This is a genomic window from Paracoccaceae bacterium Fryx2 (genome assembly GCA_032334235.1).
Lineage (GTDB): Bacteria > Pseudomonadota > Alphaproteobacteria > Rhodobacterales > Rhodobacteraceae > JAVSGI01.
This window is the reverse complement of record JAVSGI010000003.1, coordinates 737,832-762,900: the sequence shown is the minus strand read 5'-3', so window position 1 is coordinate 762,900 and position 25,069 is coordinate 737,832. Positions and strand designations below refer to the sequence as shown.

The 25,069-nt window shown below is 68.2% G+C and carries 24 protein-coding genes; 12 read left to right on the top strand and 12 right to left on the bottom strand.

Annotation, left to right across the window (positions count from 1 at the left end):
- The first annotated feature begins 260 nt into the window (after positions 1 to 260).
- The 3 genes from RNZ50_04625 (at position 261) to RNZ50_04615 (ending at position 3,309) form a co-directional block, all read left to right on the top strand.
- Positions 261 to 1,301: an ABC transporter substrate-binding protein gene (locus RNZ50_04625; GenBank protein MDT8854334.1), complete on the top strand. Its 1,041-nt coding sequence runs from the start codon at positions 261 to 263 to the stop codon at positions 1,299 to 1,301.
- A 62-nt stretch (positions 1,302 to 1,363) separates the two neighbouring features.
- A complete protein-coding gene (locus tag RNZ50_04620; GenBank protein ID MDT8854333.1) occupies positions 1,364 to 2,521 on the top strand; it encodes an ABC transporter permease in 1,158 nt (385 codons plus the stop codon).
- A complete protein-coding gene (locus RNZ50_04615) occupies positions 2,521 to 3,309 on the top strand; it encodes an ABC transporter permease (GenBank protein MDT8854332.1) in 789 nt (262 codons plus the stop codon). The genes RNZ50_04620 and RNZ50_04615 overlap by 1 nt, the downstream gene beginning before the upstream one ends.
- Positions 3,310 to 3,446: 137 nt before the next feature.
- Here the strand turns inward: RNZ50_04615 and RNZ50_04610 are convergent, their stop codons facing one another.
- The 5 genes from RNZ50_04610 to RNZ50_04590 form a co-directional block, all read right to left on the bottom strand.
- Positions 3,447 to 5,120 (bottom strand): FAD-dependent oxidoreductase, encoded by a 1,674-nt coding sequence (locus RNZ50_04610; GenBank protein MDT8854331.1) that lies wholly within the window; start codon positions 5,118 to 5,120, stop codon positions 3,447 to 3,449.
- A 76-nt stretch (positions 5,121 to 5,196) separates the two neighbouring features.
- Entirely contained in the window at positions 5,197 to 6,669 is a 1,473-nt protein-coding gene (locus tag RNZ50_04605) for an acetyl-CoA hydrolase/transferase family protein (protein MDT8854330.1), read from the bottom strand.
- A 191-nt stretch (positions 6,670 to 6,860) separates the two neighbouring features.
- Complete coding sequence (locus tag RNZ50_04600; GenBank protein MDT8854329.1) at positions 6,861 to 7,625, bottom strand: ABC transporter permease; 765 nt, start codon at positions 7,623 to 7,625, stop codon at positions 6,861 to 6,863.
- Positions 7,625 to 8,410 (bottom strand): ABC transporter ATP-binding protein, encoded by a 786-nt coding sequence (locus RNZ50_04595; protein ID MDT8854328.1) that lies wholly within the window; start codon positions 8,408 to 8,410, stop codon positions 7,625 to 7,627. Before RNZ50_04595 ends, RNZ50_04600 begins: the two co-directional genes overlap by 1 nt.
- A 39-nt stretch (positions 8,411 to 8,449) precedes the next feature.
- Positions 8,450 to 9,457, bottom strand: a complete 1,008-nt coding sequence (locus tag RNZ50_04590; GenBank protein ID MDT8854327.1) for an ABC transporter substrate-binding protein — start codon at positions 9,455 to 9,457, stop codon at positions 8,450 to 8,452.
- A 346-nt stretch (positions 9,458 to 9,803) separates the two neighbouring features.
- Here RNZ50_04590 and RNZ50_04585 point away from each other — a divergent pair, with 346 nt between their 5' ends.
- The 4 genes from RNZ50_04585 to RNZ50_04570 all read left to right on the top strand — a co-directional run bounded on the left by RNZ50_04585 (position 9,804) and on the right by RNZ50_04570 (position 14,138).
- Positions 9,804 to 11,201 (top strand): S8 family serine peptidase, encoded by a 1,398-nt coding sequence (locus RNZ50_04585; protein ID MDT8854326.1) that lies wholly within the window; start codon positions 9,804 to 9,806, stop codon positions 11,199 to 11,201.
- A gap of 177 nt (positions 11,202 to 11,378) precedes the next feature.
- On the top strand, positions 11,379 to 12,848 hold the full coding sequence (locus RNZ50_04580) for an L-lactate permease (GenBank protein MDT8854325.1): 1,470 nt from the start codon (positions 11,379 to 11,381) through the stop codon (positions 12,846 to 12,848).
- A gap of 106 nt (positions 12,849 to 12,954) precedes the next feature.
- Positions 12,955 to 13,425 (top strand): hypothetical protein, encoded by a 471-nt coding sequence (locus RNZ50_04575; GenBank protein MDT8854324.1) that lies wholly within the window; start codon positions 12,955 to 12,957, stop codon positions 13,423 to 13,425.
- A complete protein-coding gene (locus RNZ50_04570) occupies positions 13,386 to 14,138 on the top strand; it encodes a hypothetical protein (protein ID MDT8854323.1) in 753 nt (250 codons plus the stop codon). Before RNZ50_04575 ends, RNZ50_04570 begins: the two co-directional genes overlap by 40 nt.
- Before the next feature lie 53 nt (positions 14,139 to 14,191).
- On the opposite strand, the gene yghX is transcribed toward RNZ50_04570, so the two are convergent.
- Positions 14,192 to 15,079, bottom strand: coding sequence for a YghX family hydrolase (gene yghX, locus RNZ50_04565; GenBank protein MDT8854322.1), 888 nt, complete (start codon positions 15,077 to 15,079; stop codon positions 14,192 to 14,194).
- A 234-nt stretch (positions 15,080 to 15,313) separates the two neighbouring features.
- Here yghX and nrdR point away from each other — a divergent pair, with 234 nt between their 5' ends.
- Both nrdR and ribD read left to right on the top strand, forming a co-directional pair.
- Positions 15,314 to 15,781 carry a transcriptional regulator NrdR gene (gene nrdR, locus RNZ50_04560; GenBank protein ID MDT8854321.1) on the top strand — a complete coding sequence of 156 codons (468 nt, stop codon included), beginning with the start codon at positions 15,314 to 15,316 and terminating at the stop codon, positions 15,779 to 15,781.
- Positions 15,778 to 16,875, top strand: a complete 1,098-nt coding sequence (gene ribD, locus RNZ50_04555; GenBank protein MDT8854320.1) for a bifunctional diaminohydroxyphosphoribosylaminopyrimidine deaminase/5-amino-6-(5-phosphoribosylamino)uracil reductase RibD — start codon at positions 15,778 to 15,780, stop codon at positions 16,873 to 16,875. Before nrdR ends, ribD begins: the two co-directional genes overlap by 4 nt.
- 70 nt (positions 16,876 to 16,945) lie before the next feature.
- Here ribD and RNZ50_04550 read toward each other — a convergent pair whose 3' ends face one another.
- From RNZ50_04550 to RNZ50_04540, 3 genes are read right to left on the bottom strand one after another with little or no spacing between them, the layout of a single operon-like run.
- Positions 16,946 to 17,374, bottom strand: coding sequence for a VOC family protein (locus tag RNZ50_04550; GenBank protein MDT8854319.1), 429 nt, complete (start codon positions 17,372 to 17,374; stop codon positions 16,946 to 16,948).
- Between the two features lie 56 nt (positions 17,375 to 17,430).
- Positions 17,431 to 18,801: a hypothetical protein gene (locus tag RNZ50_04545; protein ID MDT8854318.1), complete on the bottom strand. Its 1,371-nt coding sequence runs from the start codon at positions 18,799 to 18,801 to the stop codon at positions 17,431 to 17,433.
- Positions 18,798 to 19,742, bottom strand: coding sequence for a hypothetical protein (locus tag RNZ50_04540; protein ID MDT8854317.1), 945 nt, complete (start codon positions 19,740 to 19,742; stop codon positions 18,798 to 18,800). The genes RNZ50_04545 and RNZ50_04540 overlap by 4 nt, the downstream gene beginning before the upstream one ends.
- Before the next feature lie 199 nt (positions 19,743 to 19,941).
- Between RNZ50_04540 and thyX the strand changes: the two genes are divergently transcribed.
- The gene (gene thyX / locus RNZ50_04535; GenBank protein ID MDT8854316.1) at positions 19,942 to 20,847 is read left to right on the top strand and encodes an FAD-dependent thymidylate synthase; all 906 of its coding nucleotides are present in this window, start codon (positions 19,942 to 19,944) and stop codon (positions 20,845 to 20,847) included.
- Positions 20,848 to 21,015: 168 nt separating this feature from the next.
- On the opposite strand, the gene kduI is transcribed toward thyX, so the two are convergent.
- Together kduI and RNZ50_04525 are read right to left on the bottom strand one after the other, a co-directional pair.
- Complete coding sequence (gene kduI, locus RNZ50_04530; protein ID MDT8854315.1) at positions 21,016 to 21,837, bottom strand: 5-dehydro-4-deoxy-D-glucuronate isomerase; 822 nt, start codon at positions 21,835 to 21,837, stop codon at positions 21,016 to 21,018.
- A 33-nt stretch (positions 21,838 to 21,870) separates the two neighbouring features.
- A complete protein-coding gene (locus tag RNZ50_04525) occupies positions 21,871 to 22,227 on the bottom strand; it encodes a TRAP transporter large permease subunit (GenBank protein MDT8854314.1) in 357 nt (118 codons plus the stop codon).
- A gap of 86 nt (positions 22,228 to 22,313) precedes the next feature.
- On the opposite strand from RNZ50_04525, the gene RNZ50_04520 reads away from it, so the two are divergent.
- Positions 22,314 to 23,012: a GntR family transcriptional regulator gene (locus tag RNZ50_04520; protein ID MDT8854313.1), complete on the top strand. Its 699-nt coding sequence runs from the start codon at positions 22,314 to 22,316 to the stop codon at positions 23,010 to 23,012.
- Entirely contained in the window at positions 23,012 to 23,959 is a 948-nt protein-coding gene (locus RNZ50_04515) for a sugar kinase (GenBank protein ID MDT8854312.1), read from the top strand. Before RNZ50_04520 ends, RNZ50_04515 begins: the two co-directional genes overlap by 1 nt.
- 5 nt (positions 23,960 to 23,964) lie before the next feature.
- On the opposite strand, the gene RNZ50_04510 is transcribed toward RNZ50_04515, so the two are convergent.
- Positions 23,965 to 24,969, bottom strand: a complete 1,005-nt coding sequence (locus RNZ50_04510; protein ID MDT8854311.1) for a 2-hydroxyacid dehydrogenase — start codon at positions 24,967 to 24,969, stop codon at positions 23,965 to 23,967.
- Positions 24,970 to 25,069 lie beyond the last annotated feature (100 nt).

Sequence of the window (25,069 nt, the reverse complement as noted above, 5' to 3'; positions counted from 1 at the left end):
CCGATCCTTCACTGAAGTTGATCAAATCATGGCAACGGGTGGCGGGCCTGTCAAACGGAATGTGCTGAAAGGACGGGCGATCCGGGGCCGGAATGCCTGTCATCACCGGCAATCGAACGATACTGCAGTGAAAATTGCCAGAGTGCGGGCCGCAGTCGCCCGCAGTCACCCGGTTCGAAACGGATGATTGACAGGCCATGTAAGTTGATCAACTATTTCCAGAAAACCAGAAACGATTCATCCAACAGAAAGGTCTTCCGATGCGGCTTTCAAGATTGCTCTGCACGATCGCCCTGGCGGGCGCTGCGTCCGGCGCCCAGGCCGAAGGCACTGTCACCATCGTCGGATGGGGCGGAAGCTGGAACGATGCCTACAAGGCGGGGGTATACGACCCCTTCACCGCGCAGGGCGGCGCGGCGGTGACGATCGACGAATGGGACGGATCGCTGGCCCGCATCCGCGCCATGACCGAAAGCGGCAGTGTCAGCTATGACGTGGTCTCGGTCGAGGCGCCGCAGCTGGCCATCGGCTGCGACGAGGGGCTGTTCGAAAAGCTGCCCGAAGCGGTCGCGGCGCAAGAGGGCAACTACCTGCCCGGCACCTTCCACCCCTGCGGCATCGCCTCGGATACCTGGGCCACGGTGCTGGTCTATGACGGCAACAGGCTGGCCGATGGCCCGAAAAGCTGGGCCGACTTCTGGGATGTCGAGAAGTTCCCCGGCAAGCGCGGCATGTTGGGGCAGGCGCTTTACACACTGGAAAACGCGCTGCTGTCCGACGGCGTGGCCCCTGCCGATGTCTATACCGTGCTGCGCACCCCCGAAGGCGTTGACCGCGCCTTTGCCCGGCTCGACCAGATCAAGCCGCATGTGGTGTGGTGGACCAGTTCCTCGACCGCCGTGCAGAACCTTGACGCGGGCGAGGTCGTGATGACCGACATGTACAACGGCCGCATCACTTTCGACAATGAAAACAACGGCAAGAACTACAAGATCGCCTGGGAGGCCGGGTTCTTCTATGGCACCGACATGTGGGCGGTGGTGACCGGCGCCCCCAACGCCGAGGCCGCACGCGCCTTCATGGAATTCTTTGCCGTGCCGGAAAACCAGGCGGGCTTCCCGCGGCTTTACGGATATGGCACCGGCGATTCCCGGGTCTATGACCTCCTGACCGCCGAACAGCGCGACCGCCTGCCGACCTCGCCCGACCGGATCGGCTATGGCGCGGCCTATGATTCCGCCTTCTGGGCCGAAAATCAGGAGGTTCTGGAACAACGCTTCAAGACCTGGCTGTCGCAGTAATGCCGGGCGCTGCCCCCGCAAGCCGCAGCGCGGCACTCCGGGGGCAGCTTCCCTGGTTGCTGATGGTCGCACCGCTGGTGCTGTTCGTGGTGGTGACCGTCATCATTCCGGTGGCGCTGTTCCTGTTCCGCGCCATCGACAACCGCGATCTGCAGACCAACCTCGCGGCCACCTCTGCCGCCCTTGCGGGCTGGACGGTGGCCGATGGCCTGCCGCCCGAACCGGCCTTTGCCGCGCTTGTCGCCGACCTTGCCGCCGCGCAGGCGGCCGGGCGCGCGGGGGGACTGGCGGCGCGGCTCAACCAGGCGGTGCCGGGCACGCGGACCTTCGTGCTGAAAACCGCCCGCCTTGCCGCCGACGGGGCCTTTGCGGCGGGCGAGACCCGCCCCGCCGTGCTGGCCGAGGCGAAAGGGTGGGAAAACCCCGCGCTCTGGTCGGTCATCGCGCATGAACGGGGCCGGTTCACGTCCTATTACCTGCTGACCAGCCTTGATCTGGAACGCCGCGCCGATGGCACCATCGGCCGCGTGCCGCCGCAGTCGGCGCTGTTCCTGACCATCCTGTGGCGGACAATCTCGATCAGCCTTGCCGTGACCGCGCTTTGCGTGGTGCTGGCGCTGCCGGTGGCGCATGTGATCGCGGCCGCCCCGGCGCGGCTGGCCTCGGTGCTGCTGGCGATGGTGCTGCTGCCGCTGTGGACCTCGCTCCTGGTGCGGACCGTGGCCTGGATCATCCTGCTGCAGGGCGAGGGGCCGGTGAATGCCACGCTGATCTGGCTTGGCGCGGTGACAGAGCCGCTGCGGCTGGTCTATACCCGCGGCAGCCTGATGGTCACCATGGTGCAGGTGCTGCTGCCGCTGATGATCCTGCCGATCCTGTCGGTTCTGCGCCGCATCCCGCCGACCTACATGCGGGCGGCGCGGTCGCTGGGCGCGCCCTGGGCCACCGCCTGGCGGCGCGTGCAACTGCCGATGATCCTGCCCGGCATCCTGACCGGGTCTGGCATCGTGTTCGTGTTTGCCCTCGGCTACTACATCACCCCCACGCTGATCGGCGGGCCGGGCGACCAGATGCTGAGCAGTTTCATCGTGTTCTACACCGACAAGACGCTGAACTGGGGGCTGGCGGCGGCGCTGTCGGTCCAGTTGCTGGCCGTGCTGGCGCTGGCGGCGGCCGGGGTGGCGGCGATCCGCAGGCTGGCCAGCGGCAGGGTGGCGTGATGCGGGGCGAGACGCTGCACCGCTGGACCGCGTTCGGCCTGACCGCGCTGGTGCTGGCCTATCTGGTGGCACCGCTGTTCGTGATCGTGCCTATGGCGCTGACCTCGGGCACCAACCTGACCTTCCCGGTGCCGGGCTGGTCGCTGCGCTGGTTCGAGGTGGTGCTGACCGACCCGCGCTGGGCGGCAGCGCTGGGCAACTCGCTGCTGGTCGGGGCCGGGTCGACCGCGCTGGCGGTGGCGCTGGCGACGCCTGCCGCGGTGGGCCTTGCCTGGGGCCGGTTTCCCGGCCGGGGCGTTCTGATGGCGGTGATCGCCACGCCGCTGGTGCTGCCGATCGTGATCCTCGCGGTGGCCTCGTTCAGCTTTCAGGCCCGGTCGGGACTGCTCGGGTCGCGCTTCGGGTTGATTCTGGCCCATGCCGGGCTGGCGGCGCCGGTGGTGCTGACGACGGTGCTGGCCAGCCTGCAGGCCTTCGACCGTGGCCTGATGCGGGCGGCGGCGTCGCTGGGCGCGCCGCCACTGACCGCGTTCCGCCGCGTGCTGATCCCGATGATCGCGCCCGGTGTCGTGGCGGGGGCGGTGATCGCCTTCATCATCTCGTTCGACGAGGTGGTGATCGCCACCTACCTGACCACCGCCGAACAGCGCACCCTGCCGCGGATGATCTTTTCGGGCGTGCGGGAATCGATCAGCCCGGCCATCGCGGCGGCGGCGGTGCTGCTGGTGGTCTTTTCGGGCGCGCTGCTGGCGGGCTTCAGCCTGCTGCAACGGCGCAACCAGCCCTGAGCGGCCAGAAAGGCATCCCATGCGCAGCACCCGGTCGGTCCACATCATCAACCGCCATGCCGAGGGCGAACGGCCGCGTCCGGATCGCCGGGGCGCAGCAGCCATGTCTTGCCCCCCGGCGATCCCTGGCCCGGCGGCTACCGCCTGTCCGCCACCTGGCCCGTGGCCGTGGCGGGCTGAACCGCCTGCGGCCCGGCAAGGTCGGCGGGCGGCCATTTGCTGCCGTGACGCGCCATGTAGGGCTCGAAATAGTCGTGCAGGGCGGAGAAGCTGCCGACCAGCCGCAGGAACTCGTCGCGCTGCAGCACCAGCACCTTGGTATCTTCCAGCGCGCGCACGCTGGTCTGGCGGCGGGTGGCGCCAAGGATCATGCTTTCACCGAAATGTTCGCCCGGCCCGATGCGCCGCAGCACCGGCGCGCCGGTCGCGGGGTCGGGCCGCGTCATTTCCACCGCACCCGTGACCACCGTGTAGAACCCGTCAGAGCGGTTGCCGACCTCGTAGATGCGGTCGCCTGCGCGGAAATGCACATAGCGCGCGGCGGGCGGTGTGTAGGACCGCAGCATCACCACGCTGCGCGGGCTGATCCCGTCCATGAACCAGTTCAGCAGCACCTGAATCCGGGTGGTGATGCCGGGCAGGAATGCCAGGTAGTAAAGGCGCCACAGCAGCCAGGCCGGAAAGCCGGTCAGCTGAACCCCCATCACCTCGGCAATGCCGCGCTGCGCGCCGAGCGAGGCCAGCGCCCCGCGCGACTTGTAGACGAAGGGCCTGGGCGTGCCGCCTTCGATCCCCGCCGCGATGTTGTCGGCCACAAGCTGCGCCTCGCGCACCGCGAACTGCGCGGTCGGCGGGGCATAGTCGCTCGGTTCCGACGCGCCGTCCTTCATGGCGATCAGCGCGCAGTCGCCCAGCGCCCAGACATCCGGGCGGCCCTTGACCATCAGCGTGCGTTCCACCGCGATGCGGCCGCGCTCGAACGGCAGCGCCATGCGGCGCACCACGGGCGAGGGCGCGTTGCCGATGGTGGCGACGATGGTGCGGGTGTCGATCACCTCGCCGGTCGAGGTGACAAGCTGGGTGCCGGTGGCGCTGGCCACGCCGGTGCCGAGCTTGACCTCGATTCCGCGCTTCGCCAGCGTGTCGGCGGCGTATTTCGCCAGCTTTTCCGGCATTTCGGCCAAGATACGCTGGGCAAACTCCAGCACCACGACGCGCACCTCCGCAGGGTCGATCTCGGGGTAGAACTTCAGCGACCGGTCGATCAGCTCCTTCATCTCGCCCACGGTCTCGACGCCGGAAAAGCCGCCGCCGACCACGCAGAAGGTCAGGGCTGCGCGTTTCACCTCGGGCAACTGGGTGATCTGGGCATGTTCCAGTTGGTCGATGACATGGCCGCGCAGGCGGCGGGCATCCTCCAGCGTCTTCATCTTCAGCGCGTGTTCTTCCAGCCCCGGCATCCGCGACAGGTCCACCGACTGCCCCAGCGCGATCACCAGATGGTCATAGGCCACTTCGGTCGGGCGCTTCTGGATGCCCTGGAACACCGTCACCACCTTGCGGTCGAAATCGACGCTTTCCACCAGGGCCTTGCGCACCGCCACATCGCGCAGCAGGAACCGCAGCGGCGAAACCGCATGGGCGGGGGTGATGGAACCTGCCCCCACCTCTGGCAGCAGCGGCTGGAAGACGAAGTAGTTCTCGGCATTGACCAGTTCGATATGGGCCCTGGCCCCCAGCCGCTTTTGCAGGGCCCGCGCGGCATACATGCCGCCAAAGCCGCCCCCAAGCACCACGATCCGTGTCGTCACGATGATTCTCCCGATTGCTGCAATGTAGCATGGCGAACAGGCGGCCGGGCGCTGCGGGCCGACTCCGGACCGGTCATCACCGGACCCGCATCGTGCCGGTTTCCAGATAGCGCCCGTGCCAGGCCAGCGCCTCGCCCAGCAGGTGCGGCGTGTGCCGGCCATAGGAGCCCCGCAGCGCCCGGTCGAAGTAGTCCTGCAACGCGGGGCGGAAATCGGGGTGGGCGCAGGTGTCGATGATCAGCGCGGCACGCTGTTTCGGTGCCAGCCCCCGCAGGTCGGCCAGCCCCTGTTCGGTGACGATCACCTGCACGTCCTGATTGATGTGGTCGACATGCGACACCATCGGCACGATGGCGGAAATCTTGCCCCCCTTGGCGGTCGAGGGCGTCATGAAGATCGAGACATAGGCATTGCGGGCAAAATCGCCCGACCCGCCGATGCCGTTCTGGATGCGCGACCCCATGATGTGGGTGGAATTGACGTTGCCGTAGATGTCGGCCTCGATCAGCCCGTTCATCGCGATGCAGCCAAGGCGGCGCACCAGTTCGGGGTGGTTCGAGATTTCCTGCGGGCGCAGCACCATCTTGCCGCGAAAGCGGTGCGCCTCGTCGTTGAACCGCTCGGCCACGTCGGGCGACAGCGACAGGGCGGTGGCCGAGGCCATGACCAGCTTGCCCTCCTCCAGCATTTCCAGCATCCCGTCCTGGATCACCTCGGTAAAGGCGGTCAGGCGGTCGAACGGGCCGTGCTGCAACCCGGCCAGCACCGCATTGGTGACATTGCCCACCCCCGATTGCAGCGGCAGCAGGCTGCGGGGCAGGCGGCCGCGCGCGACCTCGTGACGGAAAAAGTCCAGCAGATGCCCGGCAATCGCCTCGGCCACGGCATCGGGCGGCGCGAAGGGCAGGTTGCGGTCGGGGGCGTCGGTTTCGACGATGGCGACGACCTTGGCCGGATCGACGCGGAAATGGGGCTGGCCGATCCGGTCGTTCGGGTGCGTCAGCGGGATCGGCTGGCGGTCGGGCGGCAGGGCGGTGCCATAGTAGATGTCGTGCATCCCGTCCAGCGCCGGCGACTGCCAGCGGTTGACCTCGAGGATCACCTTGCTGGCCTGGTCGAGCCAGGTCTTGTTGTTGCCGATCGACGACGACGGGATCAGCGCGCCATCTTCGGTGATGCCCGAAACCTCGATCAGCGCGGTGTCGAGCGGGCCCAGAAACCCCTGCCATGCCATCGGCGCCACCTGGCTCAGGTGCATGTCGAAATAGCTCATCTGGCCCGAGTTGATCTTTTCGCGCGCGATGGGGTCGGAATTGTAGGGCAGGCGAAACTCGATCCCGTCGGCCTTCGCCAGCGCCCCGTCAAGCTCCGGTCCGGTCGAGGCCCCGGTCCAGACCCGCACCTGGAACGGGTTGCCCGCCGCGCGTTCCGCCTCGATCCGGTGCGCCAGCGCCAGCGGCACCGACTTGGGGTAGCCCGAGCCGGTGAACCCGCTCATCCCGATGGCCGAGCCGGGGCCGATCAGCCCGGCGGCATCCTCGGCCGACATGATGCGCGCGCGCAGGGCGTGGTTGGCGATGCGTGTTTGGGTCAATTGGGTCTCCGCTGACAGGCTGGCACGGGATTGGCCTGCACCCCTTCAGGCATCAACGCAACCATGCATGACAAGAGCAGATAACATGGTAGCCATGCGCTGCGTGCAATCCTCGGTTCCGGGCTGGCCCGCAGGGGCTTGCGGGGTCAGCCGTGCGGGCGTTCGGCCCAGCCCGCGAAGATGCGTTCCAGCACCAGAACCGCGTAGTAGAGCACGATCCCCAGCACCGCGAGCGCGATCAGCACGGCGAACATCAGCGGGTAGTCGCCGTTGGTTTCGCCCGACTTGAACAGCGCGCCAAGCCCGCGCCCGTGCGGGCTGACGATTTCCACCAGATTGGTGCCGATGAAGGCCAGCGTGACCGAAACCTTCAGCGCCCCGAAGAACTCCGGCAGGGTTTTCGGCAGCGCGATCTTGCGGAAGATGGTCAGGCGGCTGGCACCAAGGCTGCGCAGGATGTCGCGATACTCCGGCTCCAGCGTCGAAAGCCCGATGCCGACCGACACCGCGATGGGGAAGAAGCTGATCAGAAAGGCCATCAGCACCGTGTTGAAATCGTGCTGCCCGATGAACAGCAGCGAGATCACCGGCACCAGCGTCGCCTTGGGCACCGCGTTGAAGCCGACCAGCAGCGGGTAAAGCCCGTCGCGCGCGATGCGCGAAAAGCCCATGATCATGCCGATGGCCGTGCCGAACAGCACCGCCAGCCCCAGCCCCAGCACAGTGCGCCACAGCGTCTGCCAGCCCATTTCCAGGAACAGCCAGCGGAATTTCCAGAAGGCGGGCGGCAGGTCCGAGGGCGAGGCCATCTTGTAATTCGGCCAGCCATTCACCCAGACCAGCGCCTCCCACAGGCCCAGAAACAGCAGTATCGCGGCCATCGGCACGAGGATCTTCTGCAGGATGTCCATCAATGCCCCCCGTCGCGGCCCTGCGCGATCCGGATCTGGTCGCGCAGCAGGTGCAGCATGTCCTGCGCGGCAGGGGTGAAAAGCACGTCCAGCGTGCGGTCGGCGGGCAGGGTCACGTCCAGCACATGCTGGGTGCGCGCCGGGCGGCCCGACAGCACGATCACCTGATCCCCCAGAAACACGCTTTCGCGCAGGTCATGGGTGATCAGAACGCAGGTAAAGGGTTCGGCCGCGCGCAGGTCGCGCATGGTCTGCCACAGATCCTCGCGCGTGAAGGCATCCAGCGCGCCGAAGGGTTCATCCATGATCAGCACGTCGGGCTTGTGGACGATGGCGCGGCAGAGGCTCGCGCGCTGGCGCATCCCGCCCGAAAGCTGGCTGGGGCGCTTGGTCTCGAAGCCCTTCAGCCCGACCATTTCCAGCAGTTGCATGGCCCGGGCCACCCGGTCCTTGCGAGCCATGTTGGGGGCGACGATTTCCAGCGGCAGGATGACGTTTTCAAGGATGGTCCGCCATTCCAGCAGCACCGGGTTCTGGAACGCCATGCCGACCGTCTTGCGCGGCGAGGTGACGCGCTCGCCATGCAGCCAGACCTCGCCCCGGTCGGGTTTCATCAGCCCGGCGATCAGCCGGGTCAGGGTGGACTTGCCGCAGCCCGAAGGGCCGACCACCGCGCAGAACTCGCCTTCGGGCACCGAAACGTCCAGCCCGTCCAGCACCGGCAGCGGGCCGGTCGGGGTGCGGTAGGCGTGGCTCACGCCCTTGATTTCTATCAGGTTCTGCATCGTGGCGGGGCCGCCCGGCGGGCCGGGCAGCCGCTTGGCTCAGGGCATCGTCAGGCTGCCGTCGGCGGGCAGCCATGTGGCGTCGAAGTAAAGCGCGGCATCGGGGGTGTTGGTGAAGGTGTAGACCGATTTGGTCTGCTCGATCGCCTTTTCCATCCGCGCGGCGTCTATGCCGCCCATGCCGTTGGCCAGCACCCAGTCGGTCATCACGTTGTCGGCGATCGACATCTGCAGCCGTTCTGTTTCCAGCGCGGCATCGGCGGCGGGGTTGCGCTGCACGAGGCTGGCAATGGCGGTCTCCGGGTCAGCCACCGTCGCCTTCCAGCCCTTTGCCACCGCGCGCAGGAAGCCGGTCACCGCCTCGGGGTTGGCCTTGGCGAAATCGGTGTTGACGATGATCGCGTTGCCGTACAGCGCCACGCCGTGATCGGCCATCAGGATCACCGAGATGTCGTCGGCGGGCACGCCCAGCCGCTTGAGGTTCAGCGACGAGGTGAAGCTGAAGCCGGTGATGGCGGCCACCTTGCCCTCGGCCAGCATCGGTTCGCGCACCGGGAAGCCCACGGGTTCCACCGTGACGGTTGCCATGTCGATGCCGTTCTCGGCCGCAAAGATCGGAAACTGCGCCCAGGCGCCATCAGGCGGCGGCGCGCCCAGCACCTTGCCCGAAAGGTCGGCCGGGGCCGAAATGCCCAGCGACTTGCGCCCGACCACGGCGAAGGGCGGCTTGTCATAGACCATCATCACCGCCGTGACCGGCGCGCCGGGGTTCTGGTCGAGGAACTTCATCAGGCTGTTGATGTCGGCAAAGCCGATCGGAAAGGCCCCCGTGGCCACTTTCGGAATGGCGTCGAGCGAGCCCGAGCCTTCCGAGATTTCCACCGTCAGCCCTTCGGCCGCGAACAGCCCCTGGTCGATGGCAACAAAATAGGGCGCGGCGGGGCCTTCGAACTTCCAGTCGAGCGCGAAGGGCATGGCGGTCTGGGCCTCGGCGGCGCTGCCGATCAGCAGGGCGGCGGCGAGGCTGGCTAGGGCGGGTCGGAACATGGCAGGAAACTCCGCTGAAGGTGTCTTTTGCAGACCGTAGCGGCCGCAGGCGCGGCACCAAGGCCCCGCGGCCCGGCAGGGCCGGATCCGCGCCAAGACGCCGCCAATCCGGGCAGTATGGCGAACTCTTGCGCATAAACAAGGCGAAATCAGGTTCGTGCCGCACCGCGATCACGCATGGGGCCGCCCATCCTGCGGGCGGCGCTGCAACCTTTTGCCGACGGGAATCCTCGCCCCGGCGGCCGATCCGTGGAATAGGTCATTCCGTGGCGCGTTATTGCTGCAGGTCGAACGGGTGACGCCCGGCCGTGCGCCCGGACTGCCCCTGAAGAAAGGACAAGGACCAATGTTTCCATGCCTTGGCCGTTCCGGTCTGATCCTGCTGCTGTCGGTGCTGGTCGCCTGCAGCTTGCCTCCGGGGTTTGGCGACGGCGGGTTTGCGCAATACGGGGCAGCCCATGCGCAGGACGATGACGATGACGACGGCGACGACGATGATGACGGCGGGTCGGTCCGGAGCGGCGGTGACCGTGACCGCCAGATGCGCGCGCCCCGCCCGGCAAACCCCGCAGCAACGCGGCGCATGGCGGCGGCACCGGACGCGGCCCCGCGCCCCGCGAACGCCCCGGACGAGATCGTGGTGACCGACCTTGCCGCCGCCGATCTGGCGCTGCTGCTGGCCGAGGGCTTCGCGGTGATCGAGGATTTCACCCTGACCGAGGTGGCGCTGACGCTGCACCGGCTGCGGATTCCCCCCGGCCTGACCCTGATCGCGGCACGCGACCGGGTGCGGGCGCAGCCCAGCGGCACCACGGGCGACTTCAACCACTATTACCGCAGCGAGCAGGCCGGGCCCGAGGCGGCAGTGGCCGAACCCTGCACGCATCTGAACTGCCGCGCACTGGCGCAGATCGGCTGGCCCGCCGACCGGGCGGCGCTGGAAGGGTGCCGCGTCACGGTGCCGGTCGGCGTGATCGACACCGGCATCAACCGCGACCACGAAAACCTGACGGCGGCGCGGATCGAGGTCATCCGGCTTGCCGATGATGCGCTGGACCCCTCGCTTGCGGTGCATGGCACGGCGGTGGTGTCGCTGCTGGCGGGGCGGGCGGACGGGCGGGCGCCGGGGCTTGTTCCCGAGGCGCCGCTGATCGCGGTCGATGTCTTCGGGCGCGCGGGCGGCGACGAACGGGCCGGCGTGGTGGCGCTGATCCGCGCGCTGGACGTTCTGGCATCGCGCTCGGTCCGGGTGATCAACATGTCGCTGTCCGGGCCGCCCAATGTCGCGCTGGAGGCCGCGCTGATGCGGATCACCGGGCCGGGGGGCGCGCTGGTGCTGGCGGCGGCGGGCAATGGCGGGCCGGAAGCGGGGCCGGCCTATCCGGCAGGCTATGGCCCGGTCGTCGCGGTCACCGCGGTGGACGGGCGCGACCGGATCTACCGGCGCGCCCAGCGCGGACCGCATCTGGATCTGGCCGCCCCCGGCGTCGGGATCTGGAGCGCCACCTCGCTGACCGGGGTCAAGGCCAAGACCGGCACCTCGTTCGCGGTGCCCTTCGCCACGGCGGCGGCGGCGGTGCTGGCGTCGCGTGCCCCGGCGCCGACGCCTGCGGCGATGGCCGGGGCGCTTGGCGTGATGGTGCGCGACATCGGCGCGCCGGGGGCCGATGAGGTGTTCGGGGCGGGGCTGCTGGCGCTTGACCGGCTGTGCGCCACCGACCTGCTGGCGGTGCAGGGAGAATAGGCCGCGCGGGCCTGACGCGGTCCGGGCCGCGCACCCGCCTGCGACAGAGCAGCCGGACCCGCCGCCGCAATGTCGCGCAGCCCTCGACAAGCCCCGCATCCTCCGGCACGGTTGCGGCCCAGCCCGGCGCCCGGGCACCCGTAACCGGAGGTTGCCGTCATTCCCGTTCTGCTGGCGATGCTTCCCATTCTTGTCGTGCTGCTGGGCATGGGGGTTCTGCGGCTGTCGGCGGCCGTTGCGGGCGGGGCGGGGCTGGCTGCGGCCCTGCTGCTGGCCACGACCGCCTTCGATCTGACCGCGGGGTCCGGGGGAACCATCGGCGTGCCGCAGGCCGCCGTGGGCACCGCCGCCGAGGCGCTGCATGCCGCGGCCACGATCCTGTGGATCATCCTGCCCGCGCTGGCGATCTACGAGGTGCAGCAACGCTCGGGCGCCATCGACCGCATCCGCAGCCTGCTGAGCGGGCTGGCCGATGACAGGCGCATCCTCGTGCTGCTGATCGCCTGGTTCTTCGGGCTGTTCATGGAAGGGGCCGCAGGCTTCGGCACCCCGGTGGCGCTGGGCGCGCCGCTGCTGGTCGGCCTGGGCTTCACCCCGGTGCGTGCGGTGGTGCTGGCGCTGGTCGGCCATGCGGCGGGGGTCTGCTTTGGCGCGGCAGGCACGCCGGTGCTGACGCAGGCGACCATCACGGGCGTCGCTGCCGCCGACATCGCCCTGTGGGCCGCGGTGTTGCCCGCCGCGGTGGGCATCGTGCTGATCCTGACGCTGCTGCGTCTGGCCGATGACGCACCGCTGCGCCGCGCCGATCTGGGCTGGGGCGCGCTGGCGGCCCTGTGCTTCTTCGTGCCGTCGGTCGCGCTGGCGGCGCTGGTCGGGCCGGAACTGCCGACGCTGGGCGGCGCGCTGATCGGCTGCGGCGCCTTCGTGCTGGTGCTGCGCCGGCGCGACCCGTCGCGGCAAACCGTGCCGCTGTCGCGCACCCACCTAGCCGACCTTGCGCCTTATGCCTGCATCCTCGGTCTGGTGCTGGTCAGCCGACTGGTCCCGGCGCTGCAGGAACCGCTGTCTTCGCTCGCACTGCGCTGGGCGCTGCCGGGCGGGTTCAGCGGCGCGTTCCAGCCGCTCTATCATCCCGGCACCATCCTTGCGCTGGGCCTGATCGCCGGGGCGCTGGCCACCGGGCGGGGCGGCTATCTGCTGCCCGCCATCGCGGCGGCGCTGCACCGCCTGCTGCCGGTGGGGCTGGCGCTTCTGGTGATGCTGGGGCTGGCGCGGATCATGGTGCATTCCGGCATGGTCGTCACCCTGGCCGAGGCTGCGGCCCATGCCGGCGCCGCCTGGCCGCTGCTGGCGCCGAGCATCGGCGTGCTGGGCACCTTCGTCACCGGTTCGGCCACCGCATCGAACATCCTGTTTTCCGAATTCCAGGCAACGACCGCGACGGCGCTGGCGCTGCCGGTGCCGGTGATGCTGGCCGGGCAGACCTTCGGTGCCGGCATCGGCAACATCGTCGCCCCGCACAACATCATCGCCGGCTGTGCCACCGTCGGCCTGAAAGGGCAGGAGGGCCGCATCCTCTCGCAGACCCTGCTTCCCTGTCTGGCCTGCGTGCTGGGCGGCGGCGCGCTGCTGCTGGCGCTGGTGTAGCCGGGCTCCCGCGGAACCAAGCCACCCGTCGCGACGCCGGAAACCGCAGGGTCTTCTGGCCCGGCAAGAGGCGGCCCGATCGCCGCGCTTGCCGAATCCGCCACCCTTGCCTATCCTTTCGCCCATGTTTTTCGGGGATTTTGGGGAGGGTGCCATGGTCACTTGGGCGCAGCCGGAGTTCAATACCTACATGGCGGCCGTCCGGGCGGCCAACCCGCAATATGAACGGGCGAGCAAAAGCTCGATCCACAATCTGACCCATTGCCTGAAACCCAAGAACTTCCAGAACAACCCGCTGTTCCTTGCGCGGATAAAGGCGGCGTGGGATGCCGTCCCTGCCGGAAAAAAGGGCCAGTATGCAAACGCATGGCAATATGCGAACGGCATTCTCTTTCCGCAGGGCGTCGCGATGCCGACGCCGGTTCAGCCGACTGTCCGCCAGGTGAACCCGGCCCCGATGCAGCGCGGCGGTCCCGCCCAGAACCGCCCCCCGTCATTCCCCCGAACATCGTGCAGGCGGCTGCGCAGAGAGGCGGCATGGCCCAGATGCGGCGGGTCGCGGCAAGCCGCCCGGTGAACGCCAGGATCCAGCAGTTTCACAACGGCACGCCCTACGACTGGCCGACCTCTTTCCGGGTCGGTCACGCCGGGGTGGGCAAGCAGGACAGATCGATTGCGGTCAGCCTGACCTTCTGTGCGCTTTCCGGGGGAAGCGCCGAGCACAACGCCTATCTGAACCGGATGACCGCGGCCGCGATCCCGAACACGCATGTCGGCGCAAGCGTGACGGAAGACGTGAAGCTGAACTGGAAGTCGCGCATCGAGGAACGCTGGAGTGCCGCCTGGTTCGTGGCGGTGGACGGCACCGGCGATCCGCTCGAACAATACAAGATCGAGTTCGATTTCACCTGGGTCACCGACAGCACGACCGCTGATTACACTGTGGTGGCGGTCAAGACATCCTCTCCGACCTCTCCGGCTGACGGAACGATCAACACGCTTTATTGGGGTGTCGATGACGGGGGGCATACCGGCGCGGCCATCGCCCATGAATTCGGCCACCTCATCGGCAATCCGGACGAATATGGCACGTGCACCTTCAAGGGACGAAACGCCACGAACAACGCGCGATCCATCATGTGCGATGAAACGAACGGCACGGCAAGACCGGGTCATTTCTGGCTGATTGGCAAGGAGATTGCCGCACTCCTGAACACGCCTGTCGACCGGGCGCGTATTCGGGTCGGCGTCGAAACCTACGATGTCAGCTTCGACCACCCGTGGCTGTAGCGCCGCTTTCCCGGTCGTGCCGGACGCGGTGTGCTATGGCCGCCATCGCCACTCTAACCCAGATTGGCCTTGAAGAACGCCACCGTGCGTTCCCACGCCAGTTCCGCCGCCGCCTGATCGTAACGGGGCGTTGAATCGTTGTGGAAGCCGTGGTTCACGCCGGGATAGATGAACGCCTCGTAGGTCACCCCCGCGGCCTTGAGCGCGGCCTCATAGGCGGGCCAGCCCTCGTTCACCCTGGTGTCCAGTTCGGCATAGTGGATCAGCAGCGGCGCCTTGATCCTTGCCACATCCTCGGGGGCGGGCTGGCGGCCGTAGAACGGCACTGCGCCGCCGAGTTCCGGGTAGGCCACCGCCGCCGCGTTCGCCACGCCGCCGCCATAGCAAAAGCCGGTGATCCCGACCTTGCCGGTCGAGTCCTCGTGCGCTAGCAGCCATTCCACCGCCGCGAAGAAATCGTTCATCAGCCTGGTGCCATCGACCGAGGATTGCAGCTCGCGCCCCTTCTCGTCGTTGCCGGGGTAGCCGCCGACGCTGGTCAGCCCGTCGGGCGCCAGCGCCAGAAAGCCCGCCTTGGCCACCCGCCGCGCCACATCCTCGATATAGGGGTTCAGGCCGCGGTTCTCGTGCACCACCACCACGGCGGGCAGCTTGCCGGTGGCGGCGGCCGGGCGCACCATGTAGCCGCGCACCTCGCCATGGCCGTTGGGGCTGGGGTAGGTGACATATTCCGCCACGATGTCGGGGTCGGTGAAGCTGACCTGCTCGGCCAGCGCATAGTCGGGGCTCATCAGCCCCAGCAGCGTCACCGCCGTCATGCCGCCGACAGTGTATTTCCCCGCCTTTTCAAGGAACTCGCGCTTGGTGATGCGCCCGTGGGCGTAGAAATCATATAGTTCCAGCAGTTCGGGGTGGAAATCCTTCGCGGTCAGCCGGGTCATCTGCGCCTCCTGTTGGCCGTGGGCTTCCCGGCAAGGATAGCGCAGCCGACTGCAAAGCCGGATCACGGACGCGTCATCGCGACGTGAGTCCGCCGCGCCACAGTCGGCCCCCTTATCTGGTGGCTGCGAAAATCCGCTACTCAACCCATCGACCCCGACCTATAGTCTTGTGGATAACATGGGGGAACAACCCCTGATCCCGAGGCAGGACACGAACAAACAAGGGGGGAAGCCATGCGCTGCCCATTCTGCGGCAACATCGACACGCAAGTGAAAGACAGTCGGCCCGCCGAGGACCACGTTGCCATCCGGCGGCGTCGCTTCTGCCCGGCCTGCGGCGGCCGCTTCACCACCTACGAACGCGTGCAGTTGCGCGACCTCGTGGTGATCAAGTCATCGGGCAAGCGCGAGGATTTCGACCGCACCAAACTGGAACGTGCAATCCGCATCGCCATGCAGAAACGCCCGATCGACCCCGAGCGCATCGACCAGATGATTTCCGGCATCGTGCGGCGGCTGGAAAGCCTGGGCGACACCGACATCCCGTCGCGCACCATCGGCGACATCGTGATGGAAAGCCTGGCCCGGATCGACACGGTGGCCTATGTGCGCTTTGCCAGCGTTTACAAGAACTTCCAGGCGGCGGACGATTTCGACAAGTTCGTGTCCGAACTGCGGCCCGGCGGCGCGCCGGAAGAGTGAGCGACGCCGAGACCGACCGCCGCTTCATGGCCCATGCGCTGGCGCTGGGGCAGCGCGGGCTGGGGCAGACCTGGCCCAACCCGGCGGTCGGCTGCGTGATCGTGCAGGGCAGCCGCATCGTCGGGCGCGGCTGGACCCAGCCGGGCGGGCGCCCCCACGCCGAACGCCGCGCGCTGGATCAGGCGGGGGGGGCGGCGCGCGGGGCCACCGCCTATGTCAGCCTTGAACCCTGCGCCCACCACGGCCACACCCCGCCCTGCGCGGAAGCCCTTATCGCGGCAGGCGTCGCGCGCGTCGTCACCGCGCTGACCGACCCGGACCCCCGCGTTGCGGGGCAGGGGCACGCCATGCTGCGGGGCGCGGGCATCGCGGTGACCGAAGGCGTGCTGCATACCGACGGCGCCGCCGCCAACGCGGGCTTCCTGAAGCGCGTGATGCAGGGCCTGCCCTTCGTCACGCTGAAACTCGCCACCACGCTCGATGGCCGCATCGCCACCGCCGCGGGCGAAAGCCGCTGGATCACCGGCCCGCAGGCCCGGCGCGCCACCCACGCCCTGCGCCTGAGCCATGATGCCGTGATGGTGGGGTCTGGCACCGCACGCGCCGACGACCCCGACCTGACGGTGCGTGATCTCGGCGCCACGCGCCAGCCGGTCCGCATCGTGATCGACAGCCGCCTGAGCCACAGCCCCGCCAGCCGCCTTGGCCAGACCGCCGCAGGCTCCGCGGTCTGGATCTGCCACGGCAACGCCGCCCCGCCCGAAGCCCGCGCCACCTGGGAAGCCACCGGCGCCACCTTGATCGCCTGTGCGACCGACCACGGCCACCTGAACCTGCGCGACGCGCTGCAACGCCTGGCACAGCGCGGCCTGACCCGCATCCTGTGCGAAGGCGGCGCGGCGCTGGCCGCCGCCTTGGTTCGCGACAAGCTGGTCGACGAACTCGCCCTGTTCACCGCGGGCGCGCTGATCGGCGGCGATGGCGTCGCCGCCCTTGGCCCGCTGAACCTGACATCCCTCGCCGATGCCCCGCGCCTGCGCCGCCTTTCCGCCGGAACCAGCGGCGAAGATACCTTCACCCGCTGGGCCTTCTGACCCATTCATCTTGGCCCAAATATCCCCGCCGGAGGCTCCGGCTTCCCCGCCAGAGCCCCCGGCGGCAGGTTTACCAGACCCCGGTGTTGCCCATCGACAGCCAAGGCTCCGCCGGGGCCTTCGCCTCGCCCACCTGCAGCAGCTCGATCGACACGTTGTCGGGGCTGCGCACGAAGGCCATGCGCCCGTCGCGCGGCGGACGGTTGATCACCACGCCATTGGCCTGCAGATGCGCGCAGGTGGCATAGATGTCGTCCACCGCATAGGCCAGATGCCCGAAATGCCGCGAGTCCGACGGCAGGCCCGCGTCGCCATCCCAGTTGAACGTCAGCTCGACCGGGCATTCCGGCTGGCCGGGGGGGGCGAGAAAGATCAGCGTGAAGCGCCCGCCCTCGTTGTCGATCCGCCGGGTTTCCTCCAGCCCCAGCAGCTTGTAGAACGCCAGCGAGGCGTCGAGGTCCAGCACGCGGACCATGGTGTGCAGATATCTGATCGTCATTGCGGTCTCCTGTTTGCAGGGTCGAACCTAGCACAGCCCGCAGCGAAGGCGAACCGTCAGAACCGCGATTCGAACCCCAGCGATAGCCCCATCTGGCGCGACTCGAACCAGCTGACGTTCGACAGGGTCTGCGTGCCGCTGATGCTGGCCTTTGGCGAATGGCCCCACAGGCTGACCTGATGAAAGGTCATGTCAAGCGACAGGCCCAGCCGCTGGTCGTGGCGCCCGTCGGTGACCTGCACGAAGCCCAGCCGGTAGATGTCGTAGTCGCGCAGGCCCGCCGTCAGCCGCGCGCTCAGCGCCACCGGGCCGACCGGCCTGGGCAGGGCATAGCTGATCATGCCCGAAAGATCGCGGAAATCCTGATTGACCGCTGCCCCCTGCACCTCGCGCAGATAGATCCCGGCGCCCCATTCCCCGCCGGCCGCGTCAAGCCGCCGCCCCATCAGCGCCAGGCTCAGCGTGTCCACCGGCCCCTGATCCTGCCATTGCCGCTCGACCGAGGACGCCAGCCGGATCTCGGCCCGGTCGCGCGACAGCAGGGAGGTCGAGCCGCCAAGGCGCAGGTGCGGCCCCAGCACCTCGCCGCCGGTCCAGTTCTGCCCGGCGGTCAGCCCAAGCTGCACCGGGTGCCGCGTGCCGGGCCACAGGAAATCCCGCGTCAGGCTGCCCTCGGCCGTCAACTGGTTGAACTCCGACCCGCTGACATCGAGGTTCAGGGCGCGCGCTTCTTCCGACAGCATGTTGAGGCTGCCGTAAACCTGCGCCCCCAGGGTGGTCTGGCCGCGTTCCGAGGCCGCAAGGCGGTAGCTCAGCCGCGCCTGCGCTTCGGCGCGCACGCCGGAAAGGGGCGGCAGGGAGCGGTTGTAGAACCCGTCCAGCACCTGCCCGTCGATCTCCAGCACACCGCCCTGACCGGCGCCGTTCAGGTTGGAGGTCGGCGCCACCGCCAGATCGAAGCCGAGCCGCACCGGGTTGCGCGCCTGCACCCGGCGGTAGTCGGCCACGGTCTGGGCGTAGTGCGCGGGCGTGGGCGCCATGTCGGCCGCGCGGCGGAGCCAGAACTGCGCCAGCCCGGGCCGCCCTTCGCGAAAGGCCGCGACCGAGGTGTGGCGCGCGATTTCATAGCGCAGCACCGGCGCGTCGCCCGCCGCCGCCCAGGCCGCCCGCCCGGCGCGCCGCCCCGCCGCCGGATTGCCCAGCGCAGGCTCGGTCGCGGCGAGGATCAGCAGCGCCTGCGCGTCCTGCGCGTCGGCCTCCAGCAGCCGCCGCGCCAGCGCGTTGGCCACGCCGTATTCGCCGGCGGCATAGGCCTGCCGCGCCACGATGCGCGCCTGATCCAGCGTCAGTTCGACCGGCTCCGCCGCAAGGGGTTGCGCCACCAGCAGCGCCAGTGCCAGAAGCACCCGCCGCAGAGCGCGCATCAACGGGGAACGCACAACGGCGAGGCACCCGCCAGATCGCAGCGCGGCAGGTTGAACACGCCGTATTCCCAGATCCCGGTTTCGCCCGGGATCGGGTTCAGCACGATGGCCCCGGCAATGTCGCTGGCGCCTTCGCCGCCGAACATGCCCCCGTAGCTGCCGATCTGCGAATCCGGTTCCCCGGAGAATTCCACGTTGCCGAGGAACATGCCGTTCTCGTCGATCGTGTTGGCGCGGAACACGATGGCTTCAAGCTGGTCCGTGGCATCCAGCACGCCGTCGGCGTTCATGTCTATCCGCCGTCCTCTGTCATCCAGCAGCCAGCGGTTCTCGACCCCGCCGTTCACCTGGTTGTTGGCGAAGTTCGCGTTGATCAGTGTTTCGCCCTTCACCCGCATCGGCTGGTAGGGCTGAAGTCCGGGGGGCAGCGACGGATGCGTCGCCGGGCCCGGCAGGAACACCCCGGCATAGGTGCCCGCATAGCTGAACTGCCCGGTCTCCTTGCCCGGCCGCACCACCGGCGGCGTGTAGACATCGATGCGGGAATAGGTGCCGCCGCCATAGTGCTGGTTGAACTGCCCGCCGTCGGCCACCACCCCCGCCCGCAGGTTGCCGCGCAGGCTGTCGGCGACAAAGGCCAGATGCGACCGCTGCAGCCCGGTTTCCTGATAGGTGAACGCCTGATAACCATCGATATCCAGCGATTTGGAGCGCACGAAGTCCACGGTCTGGGCCGACCCGGTCAGCCCGAACATGTTGACGCTCAGCGTGCCCGCACCGGCGGGGTTGTAGGTGATGGACCGCAGGTTCACGGCGACTTCTTCCGGCACCGCCATCGGGTCGTCGGGATCGACCGGGCCAACCGGATCATTCGGACCCAACGGGTTGCCGCCACAGGCAGCAAGCAGCAGCAAGGCGCTCAGCGTCAGCTTTCGTATCGACATGGTCTGCTCACTCTTGCCAGTCATTTTTCTGTGATAACTGTCCGAAAACCCTTTGATAGTCAATGGAACTCCGGGAATCCGCCTCTCAGTCGGATGTATGATGCAAAGGTGCATCACGCCGCATATCGCGGTTCCGGATGCGGCATTTGCCAGATATTGTGTCGGCCGACTCGCCCCTGCCGCGAAAGGCCACAGACCGATGCCCCTGACCCCAGACCAGACCGCCGAAATCGAGGCTGCCCGCGCCCAGCCGCAGCAGACGCTGCGTGCCACCTCTCCGGGAATGGAGGCACATCTCTACCGGCCCTATCCGGTGCTGGACCATGGCTTCATCCGGGTTATCGACTACATGGGCGACGATGCCGCCATCGTTCAGGCCGCCCGGGTAAGCTACGGGGCCGGGACGAAGCACGTCCAGAACGACGAGGGTCTGATCCGCTACCTGATGCGGCACTGGCATTCGACCCCCTTCGAGATGTGCGAGATCAAGCTGCACGTCAAGCTGCCGGTGTTCGTGGCGCGCCAGTGGATCAGGCACCGCACCGCCAACGTCAACGAATACTCGGCCCGCTATTCGATCCTCGACCGGGAGTTCTACATTCCCCACCCGTCGCAGCTGGCGGCGCAGTCCACGGTGAACAATCAGGGCCGGGGCGCGCTGCTGGAAGGCGAGGAAGCGGCCCGCGTGCTGGAAACCCTGAAAGCCGATGCGGGCCGCGCCTTCGACAACTACGAGGCGATGCTGTCGCAGGATGGCCAGCAGGGCCTTGCCCGCGAACTGGCCCGGATGAACCTGCCGATGAACACCTATACCCAGTGGTACTGGAAGACCGACCTGCACAACCTGTTCCATTTCCTGCGGCTGCGGGCCGACATCCACGCCCAATACGAAATCCGCGTCTATGCCGAGGCGATTGCGGCCTGCGTCAGGGACTGGGTGCCCGCCGCCTATGCCGCCTTCGAGGATTACCGCAAGGACGGGATGACCCTGTCGGCCAAGGCTGCGGCGGTGCTGAAGCGGCGGCTGGCAGGCGAGGTGGTGACGCAGGAAAGCTCTGGCATGAGCAAGGGCGAATGGCGGGAGTTCGAGGCTGCCTGGGGGTGAACACAGAGCCGGATGCCCAGACCCTCGGCGGCGGGCTCCACTTCGGCCGGCAAGCGGCGGCAAGCGGCGCGCAGTTCGTCGCAAACCAGCCCTGCGGTGCCAGCGCGTCGCGGATTCCGGTATCGGACCCGGTGACCGGCGCTCGGCGGCCGTGCAGCGGAAACGGCGTCACCGCATCGCGCAAACGGCGACCATTTCGACATCGCGGTTATCGGCATTGTCGCCCGCTGTCGCCCAGACGAAGCTGTAGGCCCCGGTTCCCGCGCCGCAGTGGATCGACCACGGCGGCGACACCGCGGCCTCTTCGTTGCGCATCACGAGATGCCGGGTTTCGTCGGGCCTGCCCATGAAATGAAAGACGCAGGCATCATGGGCGAGGTCGAGATAGAGATACGTCTCCATCCGGCGGTCGTGGAGGTGGGCGGGCATGGTGTTGCACACCGACCCCGGAGCAAGCTGGGTGTAGCCGACCGCCAGCTGGCAGCTTTCCATCACGTCGGGGTGGATGAACTGGCACATGGTGCGCAGGTTCGAGGTTTCGGCCGCCCCCATCTGCACCCTTTTCGCCTCGCCGATCCGGATCAGCCGGGCCGGACAGGCGCGGTGCGCCGGGGCCGAAAGTATGTAGAACCGCCCCTTGCCGCCAAAGGTCACCGGCCCGGACCCCATCGGCAGATACAGCACGTCGGCCCGTTCCAGCCGATAGGTCTTGCCCGCCGAAACCGTGCCGGGGCCGCCGATGTTCACGATGGCCATCTCGCGGCGGTCAAGGATGCTGGCGGTGCCGCATTGCGGCACATGGTCCAGCACCATCGGGTCGGCGTCGGGCACCGCGCCGCCGATGATCATCCGGTCGTAATGGGTGTAGCACAGCCGGATCTCGCCCCCGACAAACATCCCGCCCAGGTGGAAATGGCGGCGAAGTCCGTCGGTATCCAGCCCCCTTGCGGTTTCGGGGTCGATGGCGTGGCGGATTTCGACATCAAGCATGGCAGGGCCTTTCGGATGGGTCAGGGGAAACCGTCACGGCGCGGGGCAGGCCAGTCGATCAGCCCCCCCGCCTCGATGCAGCGGCGCGCCGCAGAACGGCCACTTCGTGGGCATCGCCTGCCGGATGGTGATCTTGCCCAGCGCGCAGCGGACGCACGGCACCGCCCCCGTCGGCGGCGCGCACAGCCCGAGGACAAGGTTCGGGATCACGATCACCCAGCGATGCACCGGGTCGATGCCGAAGGCCGCTGCGACCGGCAGGAAGATCGGCGTGGTGATCACGATCAGCGGCGACATGGCCATGAACGTACCCGAAATCGGCAGCGCGACATTGATCAGAAGCAGGATCACGACCGGATTGTCCGAAAGGCCGCGCAGCTTCGCCACCATGTTGGCCGGTTTTTCGTGGTGCAGCCCATTGTGATAAGCTAATATGCTAGTATGTCGGCGCTTCAAGGCGACCCCGAGGAACAATCATGTCCGATCCTGTCCAGCTGCTGCCCCTTGCGCCGATCAGCCGGCCTTCGGTGACCGATCAGGTCTTCGACATGCTCCATGCCCAGGTGCTGACGCTGGAACTGCCACCCGGCGCAAAGCTGTCGGAGATCGAGGTTGCCCGGCAGATGGGCGTGTCGCGCCAGCCGGTGCGCGACGCCTTCTACCGCCTGTCGAAACTGGGGTTCCTGTCGATCCGCCCGCAGCGCGCCACCACCGTCAGCCAGATTTCCCCCGGCGCGGTGATGCGCGCCCGCTTCATCCGCACCGCGCTGGAAATCGAGACGGTCCGCGCCGCCTGCGGCTGTCTGACCGAACCCGATCTGCAGGCGCTGGAGGCGCTGTTGCAGGCCCAGCTTGCCGCCTCGGATGCCGGGGACCACGCGCTGTTTCACCGGCTGGACGACAGCTTTCACCGCGAGATCTGCGAACGGGCCGACCTCGGCTTCGCCTGGGAGATGATCAGCGACAACAAGGCGCACATGGACCGGGTGCGGGTGCTGTCGCTGTCGTTCGCCTCGCGGCAGGCTTATGACGACCACGTGGCGATCTGCGCCGCCTTGCGCGCCCGCGATGCCGAGGCGGCGACGGCGGCGATGCGCGGGCACCTGTCGCGCATCCGCGACCAGATCACCCGCATCCGGGCCGAGAACCGCGCCTTCTTCACCGAGGAAAACTGATGCCCGCACTCCCGATCCGTTCGCATCTGATTGTCGCGCTGGGCGAGGCCATGGTCGAACTGGCCCCGACCGGCCAGACCGACCGCTTTGCGCTGGGCTTTGCCGGCGACACGCTGAACACCGCCTGGTATCTGCGCCGCCTGCTGGGGGCTGACTGGCAGGTGGACTATGCCACGGCGCTGGGCACCGACGCGATGTCGGACCGGATGGCCGGTTTCATCGCCGGGGCAGGGCTTGGCACCGGCCGCATCCGGCGGCTGGCGGGCCGCAGCGTCGGGCTTTACCTGATCGAGCTTGCCGCGGGCGAGCGCAGCTTTGCCTACTGGCGCGGCCAGAGCGCGGCCCGCCTGCTGGCCGACGATCCGGCGGCACTGGCGCGGATGCTGCATGGCGCCGGGCTGGTATATCTGTCCGGCATCACGCTGGCCATTCTGGAAGGCGGGGACCGCGACACCCTCTTGCGCGCGCTTGACGCCGCGCGGGCCGGGGGCGCGCTGGTGGCCTTCGACCCCAACCTGCGCCCGCGCCTCTGGCCCGACAGTGCGACGATGTGCCGGGCCGTCATGCAGGCGGCGGCGCGGGCCGACATCCTGCTGCCCTCGCATGACGACGAGGCCGCGCATTTCGGCGATGCCGACCCCGAGGCCACCGCCCGGCGCTATGCCGGGGCAGGGGCGCCGCTGGTCGTCGTCAAGAACGGAGCCGGGGCGATGACGGCACTGGACCGCGGCGCATTGTCGACCCTTCAGCCGGATCCGGTGCCCGCCATCGTCGATACCACGGCGGCGGGCGACAGTTTCAACGCCGGCTTCCTTGCCGCCCATCTGACCGGGCGGCCACTGGCGCAGGCAATGGCCGAAGGTGCGGCGCTGGCCGCAAAGGTGATCGCGGCCCGTGGCGCGCTGGTCGCGGCGGCCACCGCAAAAGCGGCGGCGGCCCCCTCCTGACCCGGTCAGTCGGCCCGAGGTGCCACCACCGGATGCAGCGGCGCGCCATCCGCCTCGAAGGCGGTGATGTTGGCGATGGTGGTCGCGGCAATCGCGGTCAGCGCCTCGGCGGTGAAGAAGCCCTGATGCCCGGTGATCAGCACGTTGGGAAAGGTCAGCAGCCGGGCAAACACGTCGTCATGGATGGCATGTGCCGACTGGTCCTCGAAGAACAGCCCGGCCTCTTCCTCGTAGACATCCAGCCCCAGCGCCCCGATCACCCCGCTTTTCAGCCCGCGGATCACCGCCTGCGTGTCGATCACCCCCCCCCGGCTGGTGTTGATCACCATCACGCCGGGTTTCATCAGCGCCACGGCGGCATCGTCGATCAGGTGGCGGGTGGACGGGGTCAGCGGGCATTGCAGGCTGATGATGTCGCTTGAGGTCAGCAACTCGTCCATCGTCACATAGCGCACGCCAAGGTCCAGGCAGACCTTGTTCGGGTAGGGGTCGAACGCCAGCACCTTGCAGCCGAAACCGATCATGATTCCCGCCAGCACCTGCCCGATCAGGCCGGTGCCGACGATGCCCAGCGTCTTGCCGTAAAGGTCGAAGCCCAGAAGCCCGTCCAGCGCGAAGTTGCCGTCGCGCACCCGGTTGTAGGCGCGGTGGGTGTTGCGGTTGAGGGTCAGCATCAGCGCAACCGCATGTTCGGCGACGGCATGGGGCGAATAGGCGGGCACCCGCCCCACCGCGATGCCCGCCGCCGCGGCCGCCGCCAGATCGACATGGTTGAACCCTGCCGAGCGCAGCGCGATCAACCGCACGCCCTTGTCGGCCAGACGTGAGATCACCCCGGCACCCAGATCGTCGTTGACGAAGGCGCAGATCGCCGCGCCTTCGGTCACGATCCCCACCGTCTCGGTCGACAGGCGGGCATCGACGAAGGTCAACCGGTGATTGCCCCCGGAATTGGCCGCCTTGAAGAATTGCCGGTCATAGGGTTTGGCGCTGAACACCGCGACATCCATGGTCTGTCCTTTTCAATTGGTGGACTGGCCCGGGACTGCCGCAGGCAGGCGCCGGTATTGCGGCCATTGCGGAACCCGCAGGGCCGATGTCAAGGCAAGG

Excerpts from the sequence above, each read along its gene's own strand:
- RNZ50_04585 (MDT8854326.1), top strand. The coding sequence starts at position 9,804 with ATGTTTCCATGCCTTGGCCGTTCCGGTCTGATCCTGCTGCTGTCGGTG.
- RNZ50_04570 (MDT8854323.1), top strand. The coding sequence starts at position 13,386 with ATGGCCCAGATGCGGCGGGTCGCGGCAAGCCGCCCGGTGAACGCCAGG.
- RNZ50_04525 (MDT8854314.1), bottom strand. The coding sequence starts at position 22,227 with ATGGTGGCGAAGCTGCGCGGCCTTTCGGACAATCCGGTCGTGATCCTG.
- RNZ50_04600 (MDT8854329.1), bottom strand. The coding sequence starts at position 7,625 with ATGGACATCCTGCAGAAGATCCTCGTGCCGATGGCCGCGATACTGCTG.
- RNZ50_04550 (MDT8854319.1), bottom strand. The coding sequence starts at position 17,374 with ATGACGATCAGATATCTGCACACCATGGTCCGCGTGCTGGACCTCGAC.
- thyX (MDT8854316.1), top strand. The coding sequence starts at position 19,942 with ATGCCCCTGACCCCAGACCAGACCGCCGAAATCGAGGCTGCCCGCGCC.
- RNZ50_04590 (MDT8854327.1), bottom strand. The coding sequence starts at position 9,457 with ATGTTCCGACCCGCCCTAGCCAGCCTCGCCGCCGCCCTGCTGATCGGC.
- RNZ50_04510 (MDT8854311.1), bottom strand. The coding sequence starts at position 24,969 with ATGGATGTCGCGGTGTTCAGCGCCAAACCCTATGACCGGCAATTCTTC.
- RNZ50_04620 (MDT8854333.1), top strand. The coding sequence starts at position 1,364 with ATGGTCGCACCGCTGGTGCTGTTCGTGGTGGTGACCGTCATCATTCCG.
- RNZ50_04515 (MDT8854312.1), top strand. The coding sequence starts at position 23,012 with ATGCCCGCACTCCCGATCCGTTCGCATCTGATTGTCGCGCTGGGCGAG.
- RNZ50_04520 (MDT8854313.1), top strand. The coding sequence starts at position 22,314 with ATGTCCGATCCTGTCCAGCTGCTGCCCCTTGCGCCGATCAGCCGGCCT.
- yghX (MDT8854322.1), bottom strand. The coding sequence starts at position 15,079 with ATGACCCGGCTGACCGCGAAGGATTTCCACCCCGAACTGCTGGAACTA.
- RNZ50_04605 (MDT8854330.1), bottom strand. The coding sequence starts at position 6,669 with ATGTCGGCCGAGGATGCCGCCGGGCTGATCGGCCCCGGCTCGGCCATC.
- RNZ50_04625 (MDT8854334.1), top strand. The coding sequence starts at position 261 with ATGCGGCTTTCAAGATTGCTCTGCACGATCGCCCTGGCGGGCGCTGCG.
- RNZ50_04595 (MDT8854328.1), bottom strand. The coding sequence starts at position 8,410 with ATGCAGAACCTGATAGAAATCAAGGGCGTGAGCCACGCCTACCGCACC.
- RNZ50_04615 (MDT8854332.1), top strand. The coding sequence starts at position 2,521 with ATGCGGGGCGAGACGCTGCACCGCTGGACCGCGTTCGGCCTGACCGCG.
- kduI (MDT8854315.1), bottom strand. The coding sequence starts at position 21,837 with ATGCTTGATGTCGAAATCCGCCACGCCATCGACCCCGAAACCGCAAGG.
- RNZ50_04580 (MDT8854325.1), top strand. The coding sequence starts at position 11,379 with ATGCTTCCCATTCTTGTCGTGCTGCTGGGCATGGGGGTTCTGCGGCTG.
- RNZ50_04540 (MDT8854317.1), bottom strand. The coding sequence starts at position 19,742 with ATGTCGATACGAAAGCTGACGCTGAGCGCCTTGCTGCTGCTTGCTGCC.
- nrdR (MDT8854321.1), top strand. The coding sequence starts at position 15,314 with ATGCGCTGCCCATTCTGCGGCAACATCGACACGCAAGTGAAAGACAGT.